The organism is Pseudobutyrivibrio sp., from assembly GCF_015057185.1.
Lineage (GTDB): Bacteria > Bacillota > Clostridia > Lachnospirales > Lachnospiraceae > Pseudobutyrivibrio.
This window is the reverse complement of sequence record NZ_SVEV01000038.1, coordinates 1-19,060: the sequence shown is the minus strand read 5'-3', so window position 1 is coordinate 19,060 and position 19,060 is coordinate 1. Positions and strand designations below refer to the sequence as shown.

The 19,060-nt window shown below is 38.9% G+C and carries 17 protein-coding genes; 12 read left to right on the top strand and 5 right to left on the bottom strand.

Annotation, left to right across the window (positions count from 1 at the left end):
* Positions 1–758 precede the first annotated feature (758 nt).
* Positions 759–1,844 (top strand): metallophosphoesterase family protein, encoded by a 1,086-nt coding sequence (locus E7276_RS13330; RefSeq protein ID WP_294218559.1) that lies wholly within the window; start codon positions 759–761, stop codon positions 1,842–1,844.
* On the top strand, positions 1,841–4,519 hold the full coding sequence (locus E7276_RS13325; protein WP_294218556.1) for an AAA family ATPase: 2,679 nt from the start codon (positions 1,841–1,843) through the stop codon (positions 4,517–4,519). Before E7276_RS13330 ends, E7276_RS13325 begins: the two co-directional genes overlap by 4 nt.
* A gap of 123 nt (positions 4,520–4,642) precedes the next feature.
* Here E7276_RS13325 and E7276_RS13320 read toward each other — a convergent pair whose 3' ends face one another.
* Genes E7276_RS13320 through E7276_RS13310 form a run of 3 tightly spaced genes read right to left on the bottom strand, consistent with a single transcriptional unit; the run spans position 4,643 to position 7,608 of the window.
* On the bottom strand, positions 4,643–4,915 hold the full coding sequence (locus tag E7276_RS13320) for a hypothetical protein (protein WP_294218553.1): 273 nt from the start codon (positions 4,913–4,915) through the stop codon (positions 4,643–4,645).
* Positions 4,916–4,940: 25 nt separating this feature from the next.
* On the bottom strand, positions 4,941–6,230 hold the full coding sequence (gene murD / locus E7276_RS13315) for a UDP-N-acetylmuramoyl-L-alanine--D-glutamate ligase (protein ID WP_294218549.1): 1,290 nt from the start codon (positions 6,228–6,230) through the stop codon (positions 4,941–4,943).
* A 1-nt stretch (position 6,231) separates the two neighbouring features.
* On the bottom strand, positions 6,232–7,608 hold the full coding sequence (locus tag E7276_RS13310; RefSeq protein WP_294218548.1) for a hypothetical protein: 1,377 nt from the start codon (positions 7,606–7,608) through the stop codon (positions 6,232–6,234).
* 96 nt (positions 7,609–7,704) lie between these two features.
* Between E7276_RS13310 and E7276_RS13305 the strand changes: the two genes are divergently transcribed.
* Positions 7,705–8,670, top strand: coding sequence for a helix-turn-helix transcriptional regulator (locus E7276_RS13305; RefSeq protein ID WP_294218546.1), 966 nt, complete (start codon positions 7,705–7,707; stop codon positions 8,668–8,670).
* Here the strand turns inward: E7276_RS13305 and ymfI are convergent.
* Positions 8,667–9,398 (bottom strand): elongation factor P 5-aminopentanone reductase, encoded by a 732-nt coding sequence (gene ymfI, locus E7276_RS13300; protein WP_294218544.1) that lies wholly within the window; start codon positions 9,396–9,398, stop codon positions 8,667–8,669. The genes E7276_RS13305 and ymfI overlap by 4 nt on opposite strands.
* Positions 9,399–9,597: 199 nt before the next feature.
* Between ymfI and hpf the strand changes: the two genes are divergently transcribed.
* The 4 genes from hpf to E7276_RS13280 all read left to right on the top strand — a co-directional run bounded on the left by hpf (position 9,598) and on the right by E7276_RS13280 (position 13,655).
* Positions 9,598–10,131 (top strand): ribosome hibernation-promoting factor, HPF/YfiA family, encoded by a 534-nt coding sequence (gene hpf / locus E7276_RS13295; protein ID WP_294218541.1) that lies wholly within the window; start codon positions 9,598–9,600, stop codon positions 10,129–10,131.
* A 92-nt stretch (positions 10,132–10,223) separates the two neighbouring features.
* The gene (locus E7276_RS13290; protein ID WP_294218539.1) at positions 10,224–11,099 is read left to right on the top strand and encodes a helix-turn-helix transcriptional regulator; all 876 of its coding nucleotides are present in this window, start codon (positions 10,224–10,226) and stop codon (positions 11,097–11,099) included.
* A 74-nt stretch (positions 11,100–11,173) separates the two neighbouring features.
* On the top strand, positions 11,174–12,217 hold the full coding sequence (locus tag E7276_RS13285) for a D-alanine--D-alanine ligase family protein (RefSeq protein ID WP_294218536.1): 1,044 nt from the start codon (positions 11,174–11,176) through the stop codon (positions 12,215–12,217).
* 58 nt (positions 12,218–12,275) lie between these two features.
* Entirely contained in the window at positions 12,276–13,655 is a 1,380-nt protein-coding gene (locus tag E7276_RS13280; RefSeq protein ID WP_294218533.1) for a UDP-N-acetylmuramoyl-tripeptide--D-alanyl-D-alanine ligase, read from the top strand.
* A 201-nt stretch (positions 13,656–13,856) separates the two neighbouring features.
* On the opposite strand, the gene E7276_RS13275 is transcribed toward E7276_RS13280, so the two are convergent.
* On the bottom strand, positions 13,857–14,588 hold the full coding sequence (locus E7276_RS13275) for a lysophospholipid acyltransferase family protein (RefSeq protein ID WP_294218529.1): 732 nt from the start codon (positions 14,586–14,588) through the stop codon (positions 13,857–13,859).
* A 248-nt stretch (positions 14,589–14,836) separates the two neighbouring features.
* Between E7276_RS13275 and E7276_RS13270 the strand changes: the two genes are divergently transcribed.
* From E7276_RS13270 to E7276_RS13250, 5 genes are all read left to right on the top strand, one after another.
* Positions 14,837–15,076: a Veg family protein gene (locus tag E7276_RS13270; protein ID WP_015548439.1), complete on the top strand. Its 240-nt coding sequence runs from the start codon at positions 14,837–14,839 to the stop codon at positions 15,074–15,076.
* A gap of 159 nt (positions 15,077–15,235) precedes the next feature.
* The gene (locus E7276_RS13265) at positions 15,236–16,339 is read left to right on the top strand and encodes a coiled-coil domain-containing protein (protein WP_294218523.1); all 1,104 of its coding nucleotides are present in this window, start codon (positions 15,236–15,238) and stop codon (positions 16,337–16,339) included.
* Positions 16,336–17,052, top strand: coding sequence for a hypothetical protein (locus tag E7276_RS13260; protein ID WP_294218520.1), 717 nt, complete (start codon positions 16,336–16,338; stop codon positions 17,050–17,052). Before E7276_RS13265 ends, E7276_RS13260 begins: the two co-directional genes overlap by 4 nt.
* A 13-nt stretch (positions 17,053–17,065) precedes the next feature.
* On the top strand, positions 17,066–17,938 hold the full coding sequence (locus tag E7276_RS13255) for a methionyl aminopeptidase (RefSeq protein WP_294218517.1): 873 nt from the start codon (positions 17,066–17,068) through the stop codon (positions 17,936–17,938).
* Positions 17,938–18,627: a pseudouridine synthase gene (locus E7276_RS13250; RefSeq protein ID WP_294218515.1), complete on the top strand. Its 690-nt coding sequence runs from the start codon at positions 17,938–17,940 to the stop codon at positions 18,625–18,627. The genes E7276_RS13255 and E7276_RS13250 overlap by 1 nt, the downstream gene beginning before the upstream one ends.
* Positions 18,628–19,060 lie beyond the last annotated feature (433 nt).

Sequence of the window (19,060 nt, the reverse complement as noted above, 5' to 3'; positions counted from 1 at the left end):
AGCATATATTAAAGGTGGGGCCACTTATGTAAATCATAGGTGGCCCCATTTTTGTTGCGCCTTGCCCCATTTTCTCAGTATTCTCACCAGCCCTGCTCCAAGGCACCGCACCCGCCACCTGGGCCCCTTCGTACACACAATTTCGCGAATATTTTTAGTTCTCCAATATGCAAAAGGGAGCATCCGCATGTGTCTTTCTATGGATGAACTGTTTTGCAAAATGTATTTTTACTGGGCGGACATATTAGTTTATTTATATTGGTACAACTCAGGTCTCAAGGGGAAATTGGGTTCATAGTACGTTTGCTAAGAAAATTTAAAAAGCAGGATTATCATATATTGGCACCGTGCTTTATACGACATCGTGTCGCGTGTCGCACTTGCGCCGCCGTCCTAGCGGCGCATGCCAATATATTGATAATCCTGCTTTTAATTTTCTAAGCGCACTCCCAAATCACCCAATTCCCCCTGAGCCTGAGTTGTACTAAATTTAGTTTTCTCATGTCCGCCCTTAAAATACATTTTGCAAAACTGTACAGACATGAGAAAGACACATGCCAATAAAGATGCGAGTCTTTGCATATTAGGAGAACAAAATATTCTTGCGAAGTGTGTACGAAGGGGCCCAGGTGGCGGGTGCGGTGCCTTGGGGCAGGGCTGTAGGCTACGGGGAGGAGAAAATGGGGCAAGGCACAACAAGTAGTTACAAGTGGCCTTATGTATGGTAAAATGAAGCTGAATTGGGAGATATAATTAGCATGAGAATAATTCACTGTGCAGACCTGCACTTAGACTCCAAAATGGAAAGCAATTTGGATAAGGAGCAAGCATTGACTAGGCGCTCGGAGCTGATTGAGACATACGAGCGTATGGTGGACTATGCTGTTTCGAACCAGGTTAGGGCTATTCTGATTTCGGGAGATTTGTTTGATAAGACACATATTAGGAAGGATGTTAAGAAACGCGTTGTAGAGCGTATTGTTTCAAATCCTGAGATAGATTTTTATTACCTTAAGGGTAATCATGATAGATGCGATTTTATGGAAGCTGGAATTGACGAGATTCCAGAAAATTTCCATATGTTTAATGATGCTGGATGGACCAGCTATACCTGTGATGATGTGGTTATTACGGGAATTGAGATTAGCGGTGCTAATGCTTCTACGTTGCCACAGAGATTGGTGCTGGATTCGGCTAATGTAAACATTGTAATGCTCCATGGACAGCAGTCGGATTATGACGGCAAGGATGGGGCGGAGATAATTAATACTACGGCGTTAAAGGGCAAATTTATCGATTATTTGGCACTGGGACATATTCATAAGTATATGTATCAGCAGTTGGATGATAGAGGGGTGTATTGTTATCCTGGATGTCTTGAGGGAAGAGGCTTCGACGAGACAGGTGATAAGGGGTTTATGCTTCTTGAGATAGAGGATGGTCATATTGAGTCGGAGTTTATTCCTTTTGCAAAGCGTAGACTTCACGAGATTGAGGTGAAGGTTACTGCGGATATGGATGTTCAGGCTACCATTAATAGGGCAAAGAATTTGCTTTATGATGTGGATCCTCAGGACTTGATCAAGTTCGTAATTACAGGTGAGCGAGAGCTGGATGATGAGCTGGATATTTTCAGATTTGTGAGAGCCTTTGAGAATAAGTATTTCTTTGTGAAGTGCTATGACAGAACTAAGACTCTGATTGATTACGATAGCTTTCAGTATGATAAATCTCTTAAGGGAGAGTTTGTTAGACTTGTGCAGGCTCAGGATATGGATGAGGATGAAAAGGCCAAAATTATTGAGCTTGGTATAAAAGCCATCATGGGGGAGGATATAGAATGAAACTAATTTCTTGTTATATTGCCCATTTTGGTAAGATAAAAGATTTTTCCTATGAGTTTAACGAGGGCTTCAATTCCATTTTTCAGGAGAACGGATGGGGCAAAACTACCTTCTCGGTTTTCATGAAGGCTATGTTTTATGGGTTGGAGTATTCCCCTAATACTAAGAAAAAGCTTTTAGAGAGAAATCATTATTTGCCATGGGATGGAAACGTTTGTGGCGGTAATATTGTTTTTTCTGTAAAGGATAAAAAATATCGTATAGAGAGAACCTTTGGAAAAACTGATAAGGATGATACCTTTGTTTTGTATGATGCTCAGACAGGATTGGTGTCTGATGATTATACAGAGGATATTGGTGAGGAATTATTTAGAGTAGACAGAGATTCCTTTGAAAAGAGTGTGTATATTCCACAGCTTGCCCTTGGAACAGCAATGACAGATTCCTTGAATGCAAAAATGGGAAACTTAGCTCAGGCAAAGGACGATATTAGTAACTTTGATATTGCACTAAAAACAGTTAAGGATGCCCGTACAGAGTATACACGAAATAGCAAAATTAACCCTGGAAAGCTCTATGGAATAAAGCTAGAGCTTAATAAGTGCAAAGAAGAGTATGAGAAGCTTCCTGCAGTTGAGGAGAGCGTTGAGGCTATGAGCTGCCTTGTAGAGGAAAAACAGGCTAATTTAGATGCATTGATTGCTCAAAAGGCAAAGCTTACAGAAACTATTCAGCTCCAGAGTAAAAAGGAGCAGGAGCTTGGTGCATATAGAATCCAAAAGGAGAACCTAAATCAGGAGCTTGAGAACATTGCAGAGCTTGAGAAGTTTTTTGCGGCAGGGGTTCCCACCGATGATGAGCTTGTAATGCTTGAGCAAAGCGAGCGTGATTTGGCTGTGCACGAGCGAGCAGCATCTGTTCTTAGGGAAGATATTGAAGTATTAAAATCAAAGGACTTTTTTGCAGAGCCATTTAAGGAACGTATCCCTGATGAGACAGAGTTTGACCTCTGGAATAAAATGGCTTCAAATTTGGCAGAGCTTAGAGCTAAGGCTGAGCATTCCAAGCTCTCAGATGAGTCTAATAGACAGCTTAGTGAGCTCAAATTCTTCTTTGGCAAGATGGTTCCAACTGATGAGCAGCTAACTAGAATCGAGGGACTTACCACTCAGGTTACCGCCTTAGAAGCTAAAATTGAACAGAGTAATGAGCGACTTATTAATGTTACTGCCGAGCGTGATGCCAACGCAAAGCTAAACAAGAAAAATACTGTTACTATTTGGCATATTCTTGGAACTGTATTGCTTGTACTGTTTATTTTGAGCGGAGTCGTATTTGGCCAGTACATGGATGTGACTATTGGTCGAATCGTGGAGATAGTTAGCTTTGTGGCCATAATCATAGATATTTTATTGTTGGTTATCAGTGGTCGAAGAGCCCATATTAATAAACTTAAGCAGGCCAATGATTATGAGGAGCGTATTGCTCAGGAAGAAGATTCTATTGAGATTGCAAAGCTAGAGCTTAGAGAGATCCAGCAGGAATGTGATGAGTTCTTGTCTCATTTCTTGCTTACTCGTGCAGAAACCATGCAGGAAAATGTTTACGAGATACGTCGTAAGCTTGACCAGTATCGTCATTTGTTAGAGGAAGAGCAGTCGCGTCATCAGGAGGCTGAGGGTACACTTGACCAGCTTGCGGATTTGCAGCTGGAGCTTTACACCAAAATTCAGCCATTTGCCACACCATACGGTATTAATCTATATGATATGGGTGGTGAATATGAATTCCTTGCAAAGCTTAAAAAGAATGCAGAGAAATATGCGGATTACCTTGTAAAATCCGAGGAATTGTCTCGTCACGAGAATACAATCAATACTGTTTCTAACGACATCAAAGAGGTGTTTGCTAAATATCCTTTACAGGAAAGTCTTGAGCGTGCCGAAAAGGTTCAGGCAATTAGCATGGAGAAACGCAAGTATATGGCAATCAAGGCGCGTATTGATAATCTCAAAGAGGAAATAGCAAAATTCGAAACAGAGCACGATGTTAACGAAAATGTATTGTCAGTTGATGATTTGCAGCAACAGCAGAATGCCTTGGATGAGCAGATGCTTGAGCTTAATCGACAGATTATGCAGGAAAAAGAGAATCTTTCTCAAGCTCTTGAAGAAGTAGAAAGACTTGGAGATATCTCTGAACAAATCGAGAGATTAGAATTCAAGGAAAAAGAATACAAGAAAAATGCTAATCTTTTATCTAAGACCGAGGACTTTTTACAGAAAGCTAGGGAAAGCTTCCAGGCTAAATATATGCAGCCACTTCAGAATGGCTTACATAAATATCTAGAATTGATTGATGGCCCAGAGGGAACTAAATCTGGATATGCCATTGATGACTTCGAATTAGATATGGATTTGAATATCAAGCTTTCTTATTCTGGAAGTACAAAGAGTGCTGAGTATCTTTCACAGGGATATCAGGATTTGGTTGCACTTTGTTCTCGATTAGCCCTGGTAGATGTGCTTTATCCAGAGGAGAAACCAATACTTATATTGGATGATCCATTTACTAATCTTGATGACAAAAAAATTAAGGAGTCATTAAAACTCCTTAATAAAATAGCAATGGAACGTCAAACTGTATACTTTACATGCCATGAGAGCCGTTTATAGCTAGCTACATGAGATGGCTACAGAAAGCAAAGAAAAAGCCTGTAGTTATCAATCTCTGAGTGTTACTGCAAGTCACATGTAGTGACTGTAAGTAACATCTCAGGATTGATAACGTAACAGGCTTTAAAAATATTTGCGTATTTTATATTCTAGATGACCGTCTCTTACCCATTCATGGATGAGTGTACGGTCAATCCCGAATTCTTGAGAAAGTACCATTTCATTTACATCGTCATTTTCATTTATGAACTCTTTCACTTTAGGAAAGAGTTCTTTTTTCATGCATTCCATGCATTTATCGTAAGGTGAGCTAACAGGAATTCTGCAGCCACATTTCTGACAATGTTTAGTTTTAGGTCCACTATCGTTTAAAAATGATAATCGCGAATTTGCCATAACTATTCACCTAAAAGTACAAAAACTATAAACCAACATATTGCTTGAAGAAGTCACCGCGTTGCTCAAAATTCTTAAATACCCCATAGCTGGCAGATGCAGGAGAAAGAATCACTGCTGTTCCCTTGGTGGCATTTGATTTAGCGAATGCGCAAGCATCCTCAAGCTTTTCGATATAGTGCACCTTGCTCATGAAATCTGCAGGTGCAGTTGCCTGTAATTTTTCTAATATAACCTTTCCACTATCGTACATGAGAATAATGTGCTCAAGTCTTGTGGTAGGTAAAAATTCAACTAAAGGATCGTAGTCGATGCCTCGGTCCATTCCGCCTAAAAGAATAGTTCCGGCATTTGGAATAGCCTTCACTGCGCTAATGGCAGACTCTACAGTAGTTGAAATTGAATCATCATAATAATCCACATCTTCTAATTTGCCTAAAAATTGTAGACGGTGTGCCAAGGTCTTGAATGTAGCAAGAGCAGCAACAAAATCTTCGTCTGAAATATCGTAGCGTCTGCATACATCATAGACAAATGCAGTGTTAAGTAAATTGTGATTTCCTCTAAGAGTTACCCCAGGAACCTCCTCAAAGGAATTAAAAGGTAAATCCTGTGATTTTACCTTGATAACTGTGGCTTTGCAATCGCCTGGGGCTGGTAAGAACTCAGGATTGCAGAATAGGAAGTCACAGTATCCTTGTTTGCGATATATATTTTTCTTGGCATTCCAGTATTTTTCAACTGAACCATAATGATCTAAGTGATCCTCGTAGAGGTTAAGTAATATTGCCTTTGAAGGGGCAAATTTTGCATACTCAAGCTGATGGCAAGAAAGCTCAAATACAATAATTGTTCTAGGATGAATCTGGTCTGTAATATCAAAAATAGGAATACCGATATTGCCACCGAATAAAACATCCTTACCACATGCTTTAAGTATATGATATAAGAGTGAAGATGTTGTGGATTTACCCTTTGTACCAGTAATACCGATAGTCTGGGCACCATAAACCTCCAAGAATAGGTCAGCCTGGCAAGTAATTCTGCAGGTATAATCCTTTATGTCCATTGGAAGAACGATTCCAGGACTCTTAAATACAACATCATAATCGTTTAGACAGTCCAAATATGTAGGTCCAGTGATTACCTTGTGGCTAGATGTTAAATCAGAGCTAACTGCATTAGCATCAGCTATATCAAGACAAGCATAGCCGCCAACAGCACTAACCATTCTAAAGCTTGACTGTCCCTCTCGGCCGTAGCCTAGGATTAATACTTTTTTATCTTTAACTAGATTTCTAATTGTTTCTTTCATTTTATTTCAAAGCTTCCTTAATAATATTTTCGAAAAATTCATTTAAGCCATGCGCAGTTGAGTACTGTCCAGTGATTGCAGCAAAGCTAGATGTATTAGTTGGCTTGCTTTCCTTGTAGTGCGCTAATAATATAGGAAGCTTTATTGCCTTGGCTTCATATTGGCTAATTGCTTCAACAATAGATGCGTTAACCTCGTCACGGCTACCTACACATTCGAATGGCTTTTCTGGAAGAATACCGCAGAGCTTGTCAAAGTCTTCCATGAGAGTCTCGTCCTCAAATAAGCGCTTGCCAAAAATGTTATCTAATTCCTCTAATGTAAGGAATGGTGAGAGGATTATGTATACAAATAAACATTTTGGACAGTGTCCGCACCAGATATCTTGCTTGCTACCTACATTGCAGCTTTTGAAAATGCCGTGGTATTTCTTGAATTTAGAGAAAAGCATGGCAATCTGAAGTTCTGCCAAAGGGCGTAAAAAGCTGAAGTAATAAACGCCAGAGCCGATAAATGTTCTTTCGTAGTATCTAAAGTCCTCTTCGAATTCATAGCTCTTTGAGTACTGATGATTAACGTAGCTGTCAGCTACAGTAGACTCATTTGCGCTGCTTTCATTAGAAAGAGCAACAAAAGAAAGTCCGTTTAAATAACCAGCAATTATTGTTGAAAATGCAACTAAGGCAGAAAATGGAGTATGACCATTTAAAAAGCCCTTGGCATTAAGCTCTAGCATATTTTTATCAAGTGTACGCTTAGCGTAGATAGTATGGTCCTTTAGGCCCCCAACTTCTACAGTTGCATCAGTAGCGCCTCTTGAATTGATAACATAGCAATTAACATCCGCATTTTGTCTGAGAAGCTCTATTGAAACAACAGAATCCTTTCCGCCACCTACAGGAATTAACACCTTTGGTGTAGAACCTGAAATAAGGTTTGTTGTAGTGACTTTTGGTGGATTGCTAGGTGTATCAGACTGGCAATCAATCATCATGAAGCTATCAATCGATTCTTGGATTCCATTAGTATAATAGAATTCCCCGAGACCACCCCAGTAAAGCTTTTTCCACCAGCTAATTTGCTCAGCTGTAAGCTTTCTATCCTTGATTATAACTGTAGGTGGGCAAGCAATTTTCCAGTAGCTAATAAGCTCCACCATACCAAGGGAAAATACCATTTCATCCAAAAGGGAAGAATCGACTTCTTCGATTTTGTTGATACGTGGAATATACCAGGTTGGGTGAAACTCTGACAGGCCATCAATTGAAAAATCGAAGGTCATGCTAATGCCGGCATCATCTATATCGTAAGAATATCCCTGATAAGTAAAGGTAGGATAATCATGTCTACATTTTTTATAAAAATCTTGTCTACTCATATAATTCCTTTAAAACAATTCATATTTTATTTATAATCAACTATAGAGTATAGCACAATTCAGTAAAACTTACGAACATTGCTTTAAGGGGGAAGAATGCCACACGTCGGAGGCCAAAAGCTTAAAATAATAAATGAATATCAGATTCTCATGGAAGAAAGCGATGAGAAGCATCAAATTAACGCCGTTGAGATGACTAGACGCCTTAAAAAGCGAGGTATTCCAGCAGAGCGCAAGGGCGTCTATATGGATATGAACACATTGATGGATGCCGGTATCGATGTGGTAAAAGGCGATAAAGGCTATTACATTGCCTCTAGAGTATTTGAACTGGCAGAGCTAAAGCTTCTTGTGGATGCTGTAGGTGCGTCCAAATTTATATCCCAGCGTAGAACAAAGGATTTGGTGGAAAAGATTACAACACTGGCAGGAGTGGATGATGCCACTCAGCTTCAGCGTCAGGTGGTTGTTCCGGAAAAAGCCACTACAGCCAATGAAAAGATATTTTATACCATCGATGTAATATATCAGTGCCTAGATAATGACAAGAAAATGTCCTTTAAGTATCAGGAATGGACCCTGACAAAGGAGATGAAGCCTCGTCACGGTGGAAAGGTATATATAGTTAGCCCAGCATTTCTAATTCGAAATGATGAAAACTATTATCTTGTAGCATTTGATGATGACAATAAGGAAATTCGTCATTACCGTGTCGATAAAATGGTGTCAACAGAAATGCTTGATGAAAATAGAGATGGGGCCCAAGAGAGAAAAGCTTTAAACCCTCAAGAATATGCAAGGCTTCATGTCAGTATGTTCGCAGGTCAGGAGCGCTCCCTTACTATTAGATTCGCAAAGCATTTGATAGGAGTAGTTATCGATAAATTCGGCTCAGATATTGATATTCGACCAGATGGAGATAGCCATGTAAAAGCCAGAATCAACGTGGCTGTATCACCACAGCTGTATGGATGGCTTGTAGGTATAGGCGCTAGCATATCCTTCCCTGCAGAAGAAGCTGACAAATTTAAAGCTTATTTAAAAAAGATGATGGAGGATTAAATATATCCTCCATCAACTCCAATAATTTGCCCTGTCATATATGATGGGGCTTTTATTATGCTAAGAACTGTTTGGGCGATTTCCTCAGGATGACAAAAGCGGCCTACAGGAATCTCCTCAGCAAGCTCAGCCTTTTCATCAGGGGAAAGCTGTCCATTCATATCTGTATCAACAACACCGCAGGTAATGGCGTTTACAGAAATACCATTTGGAGCTAATTCCTTTGCCAGAGCCTTTGTGAAAGAATTTACGCCACCCTTTGTAGCAGAATAGGCGACCTCGCAGCTGGCGCCGACGGTGCCCCACATTGAGCTAATGTTAATGATGCGACCTGATTTACGATTGACCATAGAAGGTACAACAGCCTTTGTGGTATAGAAAAGAGGGGAAAGATTGGTGTTTACCATATTGTTCCATTGCTCAGTAGACATATCTGTTAATAAACCAATGTGGGCGATACCGGCATTGTTAACAACTACATCAACTTGGCCCATTTTTTCTAGAGCATCCTTGCAGGCGTTAATAGTAAATTCAGAATCTGCAATATCCCCGCAATAAGTAAAAACCTGTACATGATATTTTTCTGTAATATTTGCAGCTAATTCGTCTAGCATTTCGATATTTCTATGGCAAAAAAGAGAAAGATGGTAGCCTTCCATTGCGAGAGCTTCAGCAATAGCTCTACCGATTCCTCTGCTTGCGCCAGTAACTATAGCGGTCTTTTTCATTGAAATCTCCTTATTATTTGTTATTAAATGTAATATTAGTATATACAATATATTAAGAATTTATTAATTATCTGATAAATTCTTGAGGTTTTTTCATTCTATTGATATACTATTTACATGATATACCAATTCAAAAACGTATCAATTTTTATTGATACCTCTAGTATATCAAATACTTCGGTAAAGGTGGTACGACATCATGAAAACAACAATCACAGGAAAGAACATCGAATTAACACAAGGTCTCAAGGACGCAGTGGAGGAGCGTTTCAAAAAATTAGACAAGTACTTTAACAAAGATACTGAAGCAATTATTACATTAGACGTAGAGAAAGGACGTCAGAAAATAGAAGTTACAATCCCTATGAAGGGAAGTTATCTTCGTGCAGAAGAAGTTACATCTGATATGTATGCTTCAATCGAGGCTGTTACAAATACATTAGAGGCTCAGCTCAAAAAGCACAGAAACAAGATTATTGATAGAAAGCAATCTGATTCAAGAACAATATTTGCACAGGATTTTATTGATGAAAAGGTTGATGATGGCGAAGCAATTCAAATCATCCGTAAAAAAACCTTCGATATGAAACCAATGTACGCTGAGGATGCATGCCTTGAAATGGAGATGTTAGGACATGACTTTTTCATGTTTAGAAATGCAGACACAGATGAAATTAACGTAGTTTACAAGAGAAAAAATGGAGCTTATGGTTTAATTGAACCAGAGTTCTAAAAATTCAAAATTTTATAATAGAAAAAACAAAGTTTTTTAACCTCCTGTTGATAAAATCGGGCTTCGATTTTATTCATATAGGAGGTTTTTTAATGAAGAAAAACGTTTTTGGTTACCAAGTTGCTTATTTTAGAAAGGCTTATAATCTTTCGCAGGAGGAGTTGGCGGAAATGCTTAATTGCGCAACCTCAACCATTTCTAGAATAGAAAATGGTGTGGAATATCCCAGGAAAGCCTTGTTTGACAAAATGGTCAATGCATTTGAAAACTTTGGAATTGCTTATGAGGAGCTTCCACTAGAAGAATCATTTGAGTTGCAAAGAGCCAAAGACGAATTGTTAGCCGCTATACATGATGGCAGTGAAGACAAATTGCAGCCTGCAATAGAACAGTTTGAGGTAGTTATGGAATGCGATAATATTGAGCATCAGCAGTATTATATGTTAGCTAAGCTTTTGTGCATGAAATACTATGGACTATCAACAAGAGAGTTCGTGACTAGGTGCATTGAGTTGTTTGAAATCAGAAGGTCGTTTCCTAAAACAGAGGATATACCATTGTTGCATTTAAGTAAAATTGAACACATGATTATTTTTAAATATGCTATGAGTCATTATGAGCTAGGGGAAAATGATGTGGCTTCAGAGCATTTAGAGGGTCTGATGAGAAACTGTTTTTCTCATAACACAGAGTTTCAAAGAAGGCGTTGTAAATCATTATCTATGAATTTTGCAAAGGTAATGATTGGAAATAGAGAATATCATAGGGCACAGAAATGTGTGAACTATACCTTAAGGAGTATATCTGAGAATTTCGATACGAAAATGTTGTTACATATTCTTGATGTGCAAAAGGAATTATTTGGCCATCACGGGAATCAGGAGGGAGAGGAAATTATAGATGAGTTCATAAAATCCTCCATCAGGATGATGGATTACATTTATATATACATGAAAGAGTCGGCTTGACTTGTTTTTTTTGCGCAAAAATACTATATTAACCCGTGTAGAAAAACAATTAATAGATACAAGAGGTAATTTGAATGGATATAGTAGTTTTGGCAGGTGGCCTTAGTTCAGAGAGAGATGTTTCCTTTAAATCAGGAACAATGGTAGCTCAGGCTCTTAGAAATCGCGGACATAGAGCATTAGTACTTGATGTTTTTATGGGATACTCAGATCAGGAGTGCGATATAACTGATATTTTTGATAACAGTCAGGAGAATTCTGTTAAGATAGAATCTATTCCTACAGAAGCTCCAGATATTGATGCGATTATTGCCAGCCGTTCAGATAAAAGTGCTAGCTTTTTTGGACCTAATGTAATCAAAATCTGTCAGAAGGCAGATATTGTTTTCATGGCTCTTCACGGTGGCGATGGTGAGAGTGGAAAGGTTCAGGCTGCATTTGACCTGTTTGGTATTAAATATACAGGTAATGATTATGTTTCTAGTGCTATTTCAATGAGCAAGCAGCTTACTAAAAACGTATTAAACCGCATCGGTGTTCCTACACCAGCAGGCACATCCCTTACAAAGGATGCAAGAAAAGGATTCAAGTTTGATAAGTATCCTTGTATTGTAAAGCCAAACTGCGGTGGCTCATCAATCGGTGTAACAATTGTAGAAAATCCAGAGGAATTAGATGCAGCTTTAGATGCAGCATTTGAATGGGAAGATGAAGTTGTTATTGAGCAGTTTATAAAGGGACGAGAGTTCTCTGATGGAGTTATTGAGGGAAAGGCACTTCCTGTTATTGAAATTGCTCCAAAGCAGGGCTTCTATGATTACAAAAATAAATATGCAGCAGGTTCTGCTGTTGAAACATGCCCGGCAGATATTAGCCACAAGGTTACTAAAGAAATGCAGAAGTACGCTGAGATGGCATTTAAGGGACTTGGACTTACAACATATGCCCGCATGGACTTTATGATGGATGAGAAGGAAAACGTATATTGCCTTGAGGCTAATACACTTCCAGGAATGACACCAACTAGCCTTCTTCCACAGGAAGCAGCTGTAGTTGGCATGGACTTCGAAGATTTATGCGAGCACCTTATTGAGGTTTCATTAAAGAAATATAATTAATTAAAGAAATATAATTAATTAGAGAAATTGTTGGATAGTCATTAGAGAGAAGTAATATATGAAGAACATGACATTGGCAAGAATTGCCCAGGTTGTAGATGGCAAATTAGTATTGCCAGCAGGCAAGGAAGCTTTAAAAAATGAAGAAATTGCAGGAGCAGTAAATGACAACCGCAAGGTTGAAAAGGATTTTCTTTTTATACCTATGGTTGGAGCGAGAGTAGATGGCCACGATTTTATTGAGGATGCCTTTTCAAAGGGGGCTCTTGCATCTCTTTCAGAGAGAGAATTAGAGTCTGCTAGCGGCCCTTATATTATTGTTGATGATACAAAGGTTGCTCTTAAGAAAATTGCTGCGGATTATAGAATGCAGCTTCAGATTCCAGTTATAGGTGTAATCGGCAGTGTAGGCAAAACCAGCACCAAGGAAATGATTACATCTGTTCTTGAAACAAAATTCAAAGTATTAAAAACCGAAGGTAATTTTAATAATGAGATAGGTTTGCCACTTACTATTTGCAGAATCAAATCAGAGCATCAGGTAGCTGTTGTAGAAATGGGTATTTCTGATTTCGGAGAAATGCATAGATTAGGAGAAATAGCAAAGCCTAACGTTGTTGTAATGACAAATATTGGTCAATGTCATTTGGAATTTTTAAAGAATCGTGATGGTATTCTTCGTGCAAAAACAGAAGTGTTTGAGCATATGCCAAAGAATGGAATCGTTGTATTAAATGGCGATGATGACAAGCTTATAAATGCAGACACTCTAGGTCTTCAAAAGCTTTTCTATGGCTTAAATGGTCAAGAAATCAGTGCATCTTCTGTAGAGGCTGAGGGCATATCTGGCACAAAGGCCACTATGAATGTTGCTGGTCAGATATTTGATGTAACAATCAATTTGCCAGGTACTCACAATGTTATGAATGGACTTGCAGCAGCTGCTGTAGGTAAAGTACTTGGCTTGTCTGTAGAGGAGATAAAGCAGGGACTAGAGAATGCCGGAACAATTGCTGGTAGAAACAATATCATTAATATCGGTGATGTTACAATAATCGATGATTGCTACAATGCTAATCCTGTTTCAATGAAGGCATCAATCGAAGTACTTGGAAAGGCACCGGGACGTACAATTGCCATCTTAGGTGATATGGGAGAGCTTGGTGCTGATGAGAGAAAGCTTCACTATGAGATGGGACAGGCATTAGAGGAAAACCACATTGGATATGTATTTACTGTAGGCGAGTTATCAGAGGAGATAAATAAGTCTCTCAGCCAAAAGAATAGCTCTTGCATGGCTCATCATTACAGAGCTGTGGATGATATGCTTCAGGATCTGCTTCCAATTATCCGAGGAGGCGATACCATCCTCGTCAAGGCATCCCACTTCATGAACTTCTCCGCCGTGGTAGAAGCCATCAAGGCGAAGCTTGCATAATAAATTAATGTAATTAATCATTTGTTTTGGAAATTAGCAAAGATGTAAAAATAGCCACACAGTTATACAGATAAATAATGAAGATATGAAAATAGCCACTCTGTAGCTATCAAGCTCTGAGGGTTACTCAAGCTTTACATGTTAGTAAAGCGGAGTGACCTCTCAGGCTTGAGAGCGTAACAGGGTGGCTTTTGTAAATTTTTAGATTAATTTTGCATCAGCTTCAAGCTGCTTTTCCATGATCTTGTGTACGTATGCACCAACGTGTTTTTTGTCCTCACCCACAAGTGTGGCTGGGTTAATAGCTGGGCAGAATGTAACGATTACATGGGTACGTTTGATTCTTGGCATGTGTGCCTCGAGAATCTCACGAGTGTTGGTAAAGCAAATAGGAACAATCTGAGAACCAGACTTTGTGGCAATTTTAAAGGATGCCTCGTGGAATGGAGCAAAGCTGCCATCCTTTGAACGAGTTCCTTCTGGGAAAATGAAAATATTGATTCCGTTTTCTACGTGCTCTGCAGCTTTTAAAATAAGCTTTAAATCTGTTCGTGGATCTGTTCTAGTAAGGAAGATACAATAATTAAGCATCATCCATACATTTAAAAGTGGAACTTTTTTTACAGAATCCTTTGACATGAAACCTGTTACCGCTGGACAAAGGTGATATCCTAATACTACATCAAAGAAGCTCTGATGATTTCCAATGAATACAACCGACTGATTCTTAGGAATATTTTCAAGCCCTCTAACCTCGTAATTGACTCCAGCTATAAACAGAACAACTCCAAATGCCCATGCTACACAATCGTAGCTCATTTTTTCTTTGGCCTTTTTATTGAAGAGACCAATTATAAATAAGATTCCCCAAATAGGGATACTAACTATTAAGAAAATAGTTATGAATAAGACTGCTAAAATAGTTCTAAGCATGATATCCTCCAAAATTTAGTTATTTAAATTATAAAATAGGTAAGCCTAATAATCAAATTATCCACAAATTCTCTACATAAATTTATTGTGGTATTTGGTACATTTGTTAATTAAATTAAATCCATATGTAATAAATATTCAAAAAACGTTATAAAAATTTTGACAAAATGAACAAAAAGTGGTAAAATGCACCTGACGACATAAGAATGCATTAAAGCATTCACTTGCTAGAAAAGGGGGAGAACACCATGGAACGCGAAGACTTCGATAAGGTTCGAGAATCTGTCAGATCGCAGTGCGGTAGTAGAGTTGTTATTCAGTTAGACAAGGGTCGTAACAAAGTTGACATTCAGCAGGGCGTAATTCAGGAAGCTTACCCAAGTGTATTTACTATCTTGGTTGATGACACTGAGACATGTCCATCGCAGTTACTTTCCTTCAGCTATACAGACATCATTACTAAGGAAATTCGCATGAAACTTTGCTAAAATTTGATTACTAGTTACAATTAAATAATGAAAATGGAGCCGTTAGAATTTATTCTAGCGGCTTTTTTCTGTTGAAAAGAGTAACTACAACTTGTATCATAATATGGAGAGATTATGAGAATTTGCACTACATATTGACTTACTTCGGAGATAGTGTTTATGAGATATAAAAGATTATGTAAAGTAGTACTTTGTTTAGGCGTTACGGTTTGCTTGGTGGCTTCCGACACCACGGTTTCGCAGGCAACTAGATCGGTTTCGGAGATTGAGGCTGAGCAGGATGCCTTACAGGATGAGATAGATGCAATAGATGCGGATATTTATGCAGTGGTTAGCCAAATTGCAGAATTAGAGGCTGAGATAGCTGATACAGAGGCTGAAATCGAGGAGACTCAGGCAAATTTAGAGAGTGCACAGGCTGCGAGAGATGCACAGTACGAAGCCATGAAGCTTCGAATCAAATATAATTATGAGACACCATCACCTAGTGTTTTCGAGATGCTTATTGAGTCAGGTAGTATCACTCAGTTTTTGAACAAGCTTGATTACACTAATAGTGTTTATGAATATGATAGAGAAAAGCTAGACCAGTTTATTGCTACAATAGCAGAAATTGAAGAATTGGCTACTGCTCTTGAAAATGAGCAGGCTTCATTGGAAGAGGCTAAATCAGAGCTTGCTGCTCAGGAAAGTGAGCTAGAAGCTGTTGCCGCTGAAAAGAGAGGCGAGATGGATGATTTGGATGCAGAGCTCAAAGAGGCAAAAGAAATTGCCGCTAGAGAGGCTGCCCTTAGAGCTGCTAGAGAAGCAGCTGCCAGAGCACAAGATAGTGGCTCATCCACCGCTAGTGTTTCAGCAGGTTATAGTGGTTATAATGTTAATGGAGATTTGAACCCGGGCTATTCTACTGGAATCAGTGGTTCTAGCGTGGTTTCATATGCTAATTCCTTTGTGGGTAACCCTTATGTTTGGGGCGGTACATCCTTGACTAATGGATGTGATTGTTCCGGATTTGTACAAGGTGTACTTGCAAACTTTGGAATTACCTACGGTTCTCGAATGACCTCAGGCTCATTCAGAAGCGTTGGACAGGAAGTTAGTTACAATTATATTCAGCCGGGTGATATTGTGTGTTATCCAGGTCACGTGGCTATTTATGCTGGCGGCGGTCTTATTGTTGAGGCCCAAAGTACAGCAACAGGTATTACAAATTATCGTTCAGTTAACTGTCATTCAATTATTACTATTCGAAGAGTACTATGAGAAAAGGTATGCTCGTAAAAGTTATAGGTTTGGCATTGTGCGTAGCGGTTGTATCATACGCACTTTTTGGATTGGATTCAAATAGAAACAAGCTGGACTATTTCGAGCATCTGGAGGATACTGCTGTGACAGTGGACTCCGAGAACATTACATTTGCAGACCTGGGATTCTACATTTTGTATGAGGAACAAAAGGTAGAAGAGCAGGCAAGGATTTATAATCCTGATTCTCCAAAGGATTATTGGAACATGCACACAAATGATACCTTCATCCAACGTGAAGCAAAGGATGCTGTTATGGGAATGGTGATACATGACCATTTGTTTTATACGCTGGCCGTTGAAGAAGGTTTAGACACTCTCACAGATAGTGAGGAACAAGATTTGCAGTTTGCTATCACAGATTTTTGGGAAGATTTGTATGATGCCCAATGGGAACATCTGCCATGTGATGAAGACACAATTAATGAGCAGATTAGGATAGCAGCAGTTGCAGAAAAGTATCAGACGAAACTGGCTCAGGAAAAGGGCCCTAGCTTTGCCGCATACAACTATGATGGTTATTACTATGAACAGATGCTTAATGAACACACAGTTACTATTAACAATAAACTGTGGAAGCGTTTTGTTTTAGGCGATATTACATTAGAACATTCTTCTCTCAATTATATTAATGGTCTAACAAATGAGGACAAGAAAAAGAAGGAAAAGTAGAAAGGCAATAGAAATGATAAAAATTAATAGAAATGACCCTTGCTGGTGTGGTAGCGGTCGTAAGTATAAGCAGTGTCACGAAGCATTCGATAGAAAAATCTATAGCTTTGAGGTTAAGGGACACAAGGTACCTACACACGATTTGATTAAGACACCGGAGCAGATTGAGAAAATTAGACAGTCTGCAGTTATTAACATGGCATGTCTTGATGCTGTAGCAGAGGCTATTCATGAGGGAATGCCTACTTCAGAAATTGACAAAATTGTTTATGATACAACTACAAAAATGGGTGGAATTCCTGCACCTCTTAACTATGAGGGATTCCCATACAGTGTATGTACATCAGTAAACGACCAGGTATGTCATGGTTATCCATCTGATGACGTTATTCTTAAAAGTGGCGATATTGTAAATGTTGACTGTTCGACTATTCTTGATGGATATTATTCAGATTCTTCAAGAATGTTTATGATTGGTGATGTAGATCCAGAGACTAAGAAATTAGTTGAGGTTACAAAGGAGTGCTGCGACCTTGGTTTGGCACAGGTTAAGCCTTGGGGATTTTTAGGTGATGTAGGAGCTGCTATTTGTGAGCATGCTCATGCCAACGGCTATCAGGTAGTTCGTGAGATTGGTGGGCATGGTGTTGGTCTCGAATTCCATGAGGAGCCATGGGTTGGCTACAACACACTTCCAGGTACAGAGATGCTTATGGTTCCAGGATTTATGTTTACAATCGAGCCTATGATTAACATGGGTACACAGAAAATAAAGACAGATCCTAACAACGGCTGGGAGGTTTCTACTCTTGATGGCAAGCCATCTGCACAGTGGGAATACCAGGTACTTGTTACTGAGGATGGATACGAGGTAATTTCATATTAATGCGATTAGACAAGCTTTTGGTAGAATTAAATATCGGAACAAGGTCTGAAGTTAAGGCTCTTCTAAAGAAGGGCCTTATTTTTGTGGACGGAAAAAAGGCAGTTAAGCCGGAAGAAAAAGTAGATGAAAATACAGTGACCATAACCTATCAGGGGAAAGAATTCACATATAAAAAATTTTCATACTATGTTATCAACAAACCTAAGGGAGTTATTACCGCAACAGAGGATGCTCACGAAAAAACAGTTATGGATGTTTTTTATAGTCAGGTTCCTGATGCACCTAGAGGGCTTTCTCCAGTGGGGCGACTTGATAAGGACACAACAGGATTACTATTAATAACTAACGATGGTCAATTGGCTCATGATATGTTGTCTCCTAAGAAGCATGTGGATAAAACATATTTTGTTACCTTAGATGGTGGATTAACGGAAGAAAATATTAAAGCCCTTGAGGAAGGGGTTCATATAGGAGAGGGAGAGCCGACAGCTCCAGCTACAGTTGAGTATGAAGGTGGTAATACCTGTTACATAACTATACATGAGGGGAAATTTCATCAGGTCAAAAGAATGTTTTTTGCAGTGGGACGAGAAGTGCTTGAGCTAAAGAGAACAGCCTTTGGAAATCTAACTCTAGATGAAGAAAAATTACCACTAGGGCAGGTTAGTGAGATAAATTACAATAAATAAAAGTTCAGAGCATTAGGCTTCTGTAAATAGCAAGTATCTTGATTTTTCAAGATACTTGTTCTGTTTTCACAAAAATTTCCTTGCAAATAATTTAAACAAGATTTATTATATCTTCAAAGCAATTTTACAAACTAAAGTGTTAAAGTGTTAAATAATCAAACCGGACACTAAATGTTTTGCAGAAAATAGTCTAGCGGTGATATGTCAAGATGAAAAATCTTGAAAAGTCCCTTTCTTTTTGGTTATTTTTCAAAAAAGAAAGAACGACCGCCTAAGCCCTGCCGTACTGTTTCAAAAAAACAGGGCGTTATCTCCAAAAGTAGCATGGACTACTTTGAAACTGGAGCTTTGTATAACTGATTAGTCTTCAGCATGCTGTAGACCAATCTAGCAAATTTACGGGCAGTAAGTGCGAGTGCGCGTTTGTGCTGGT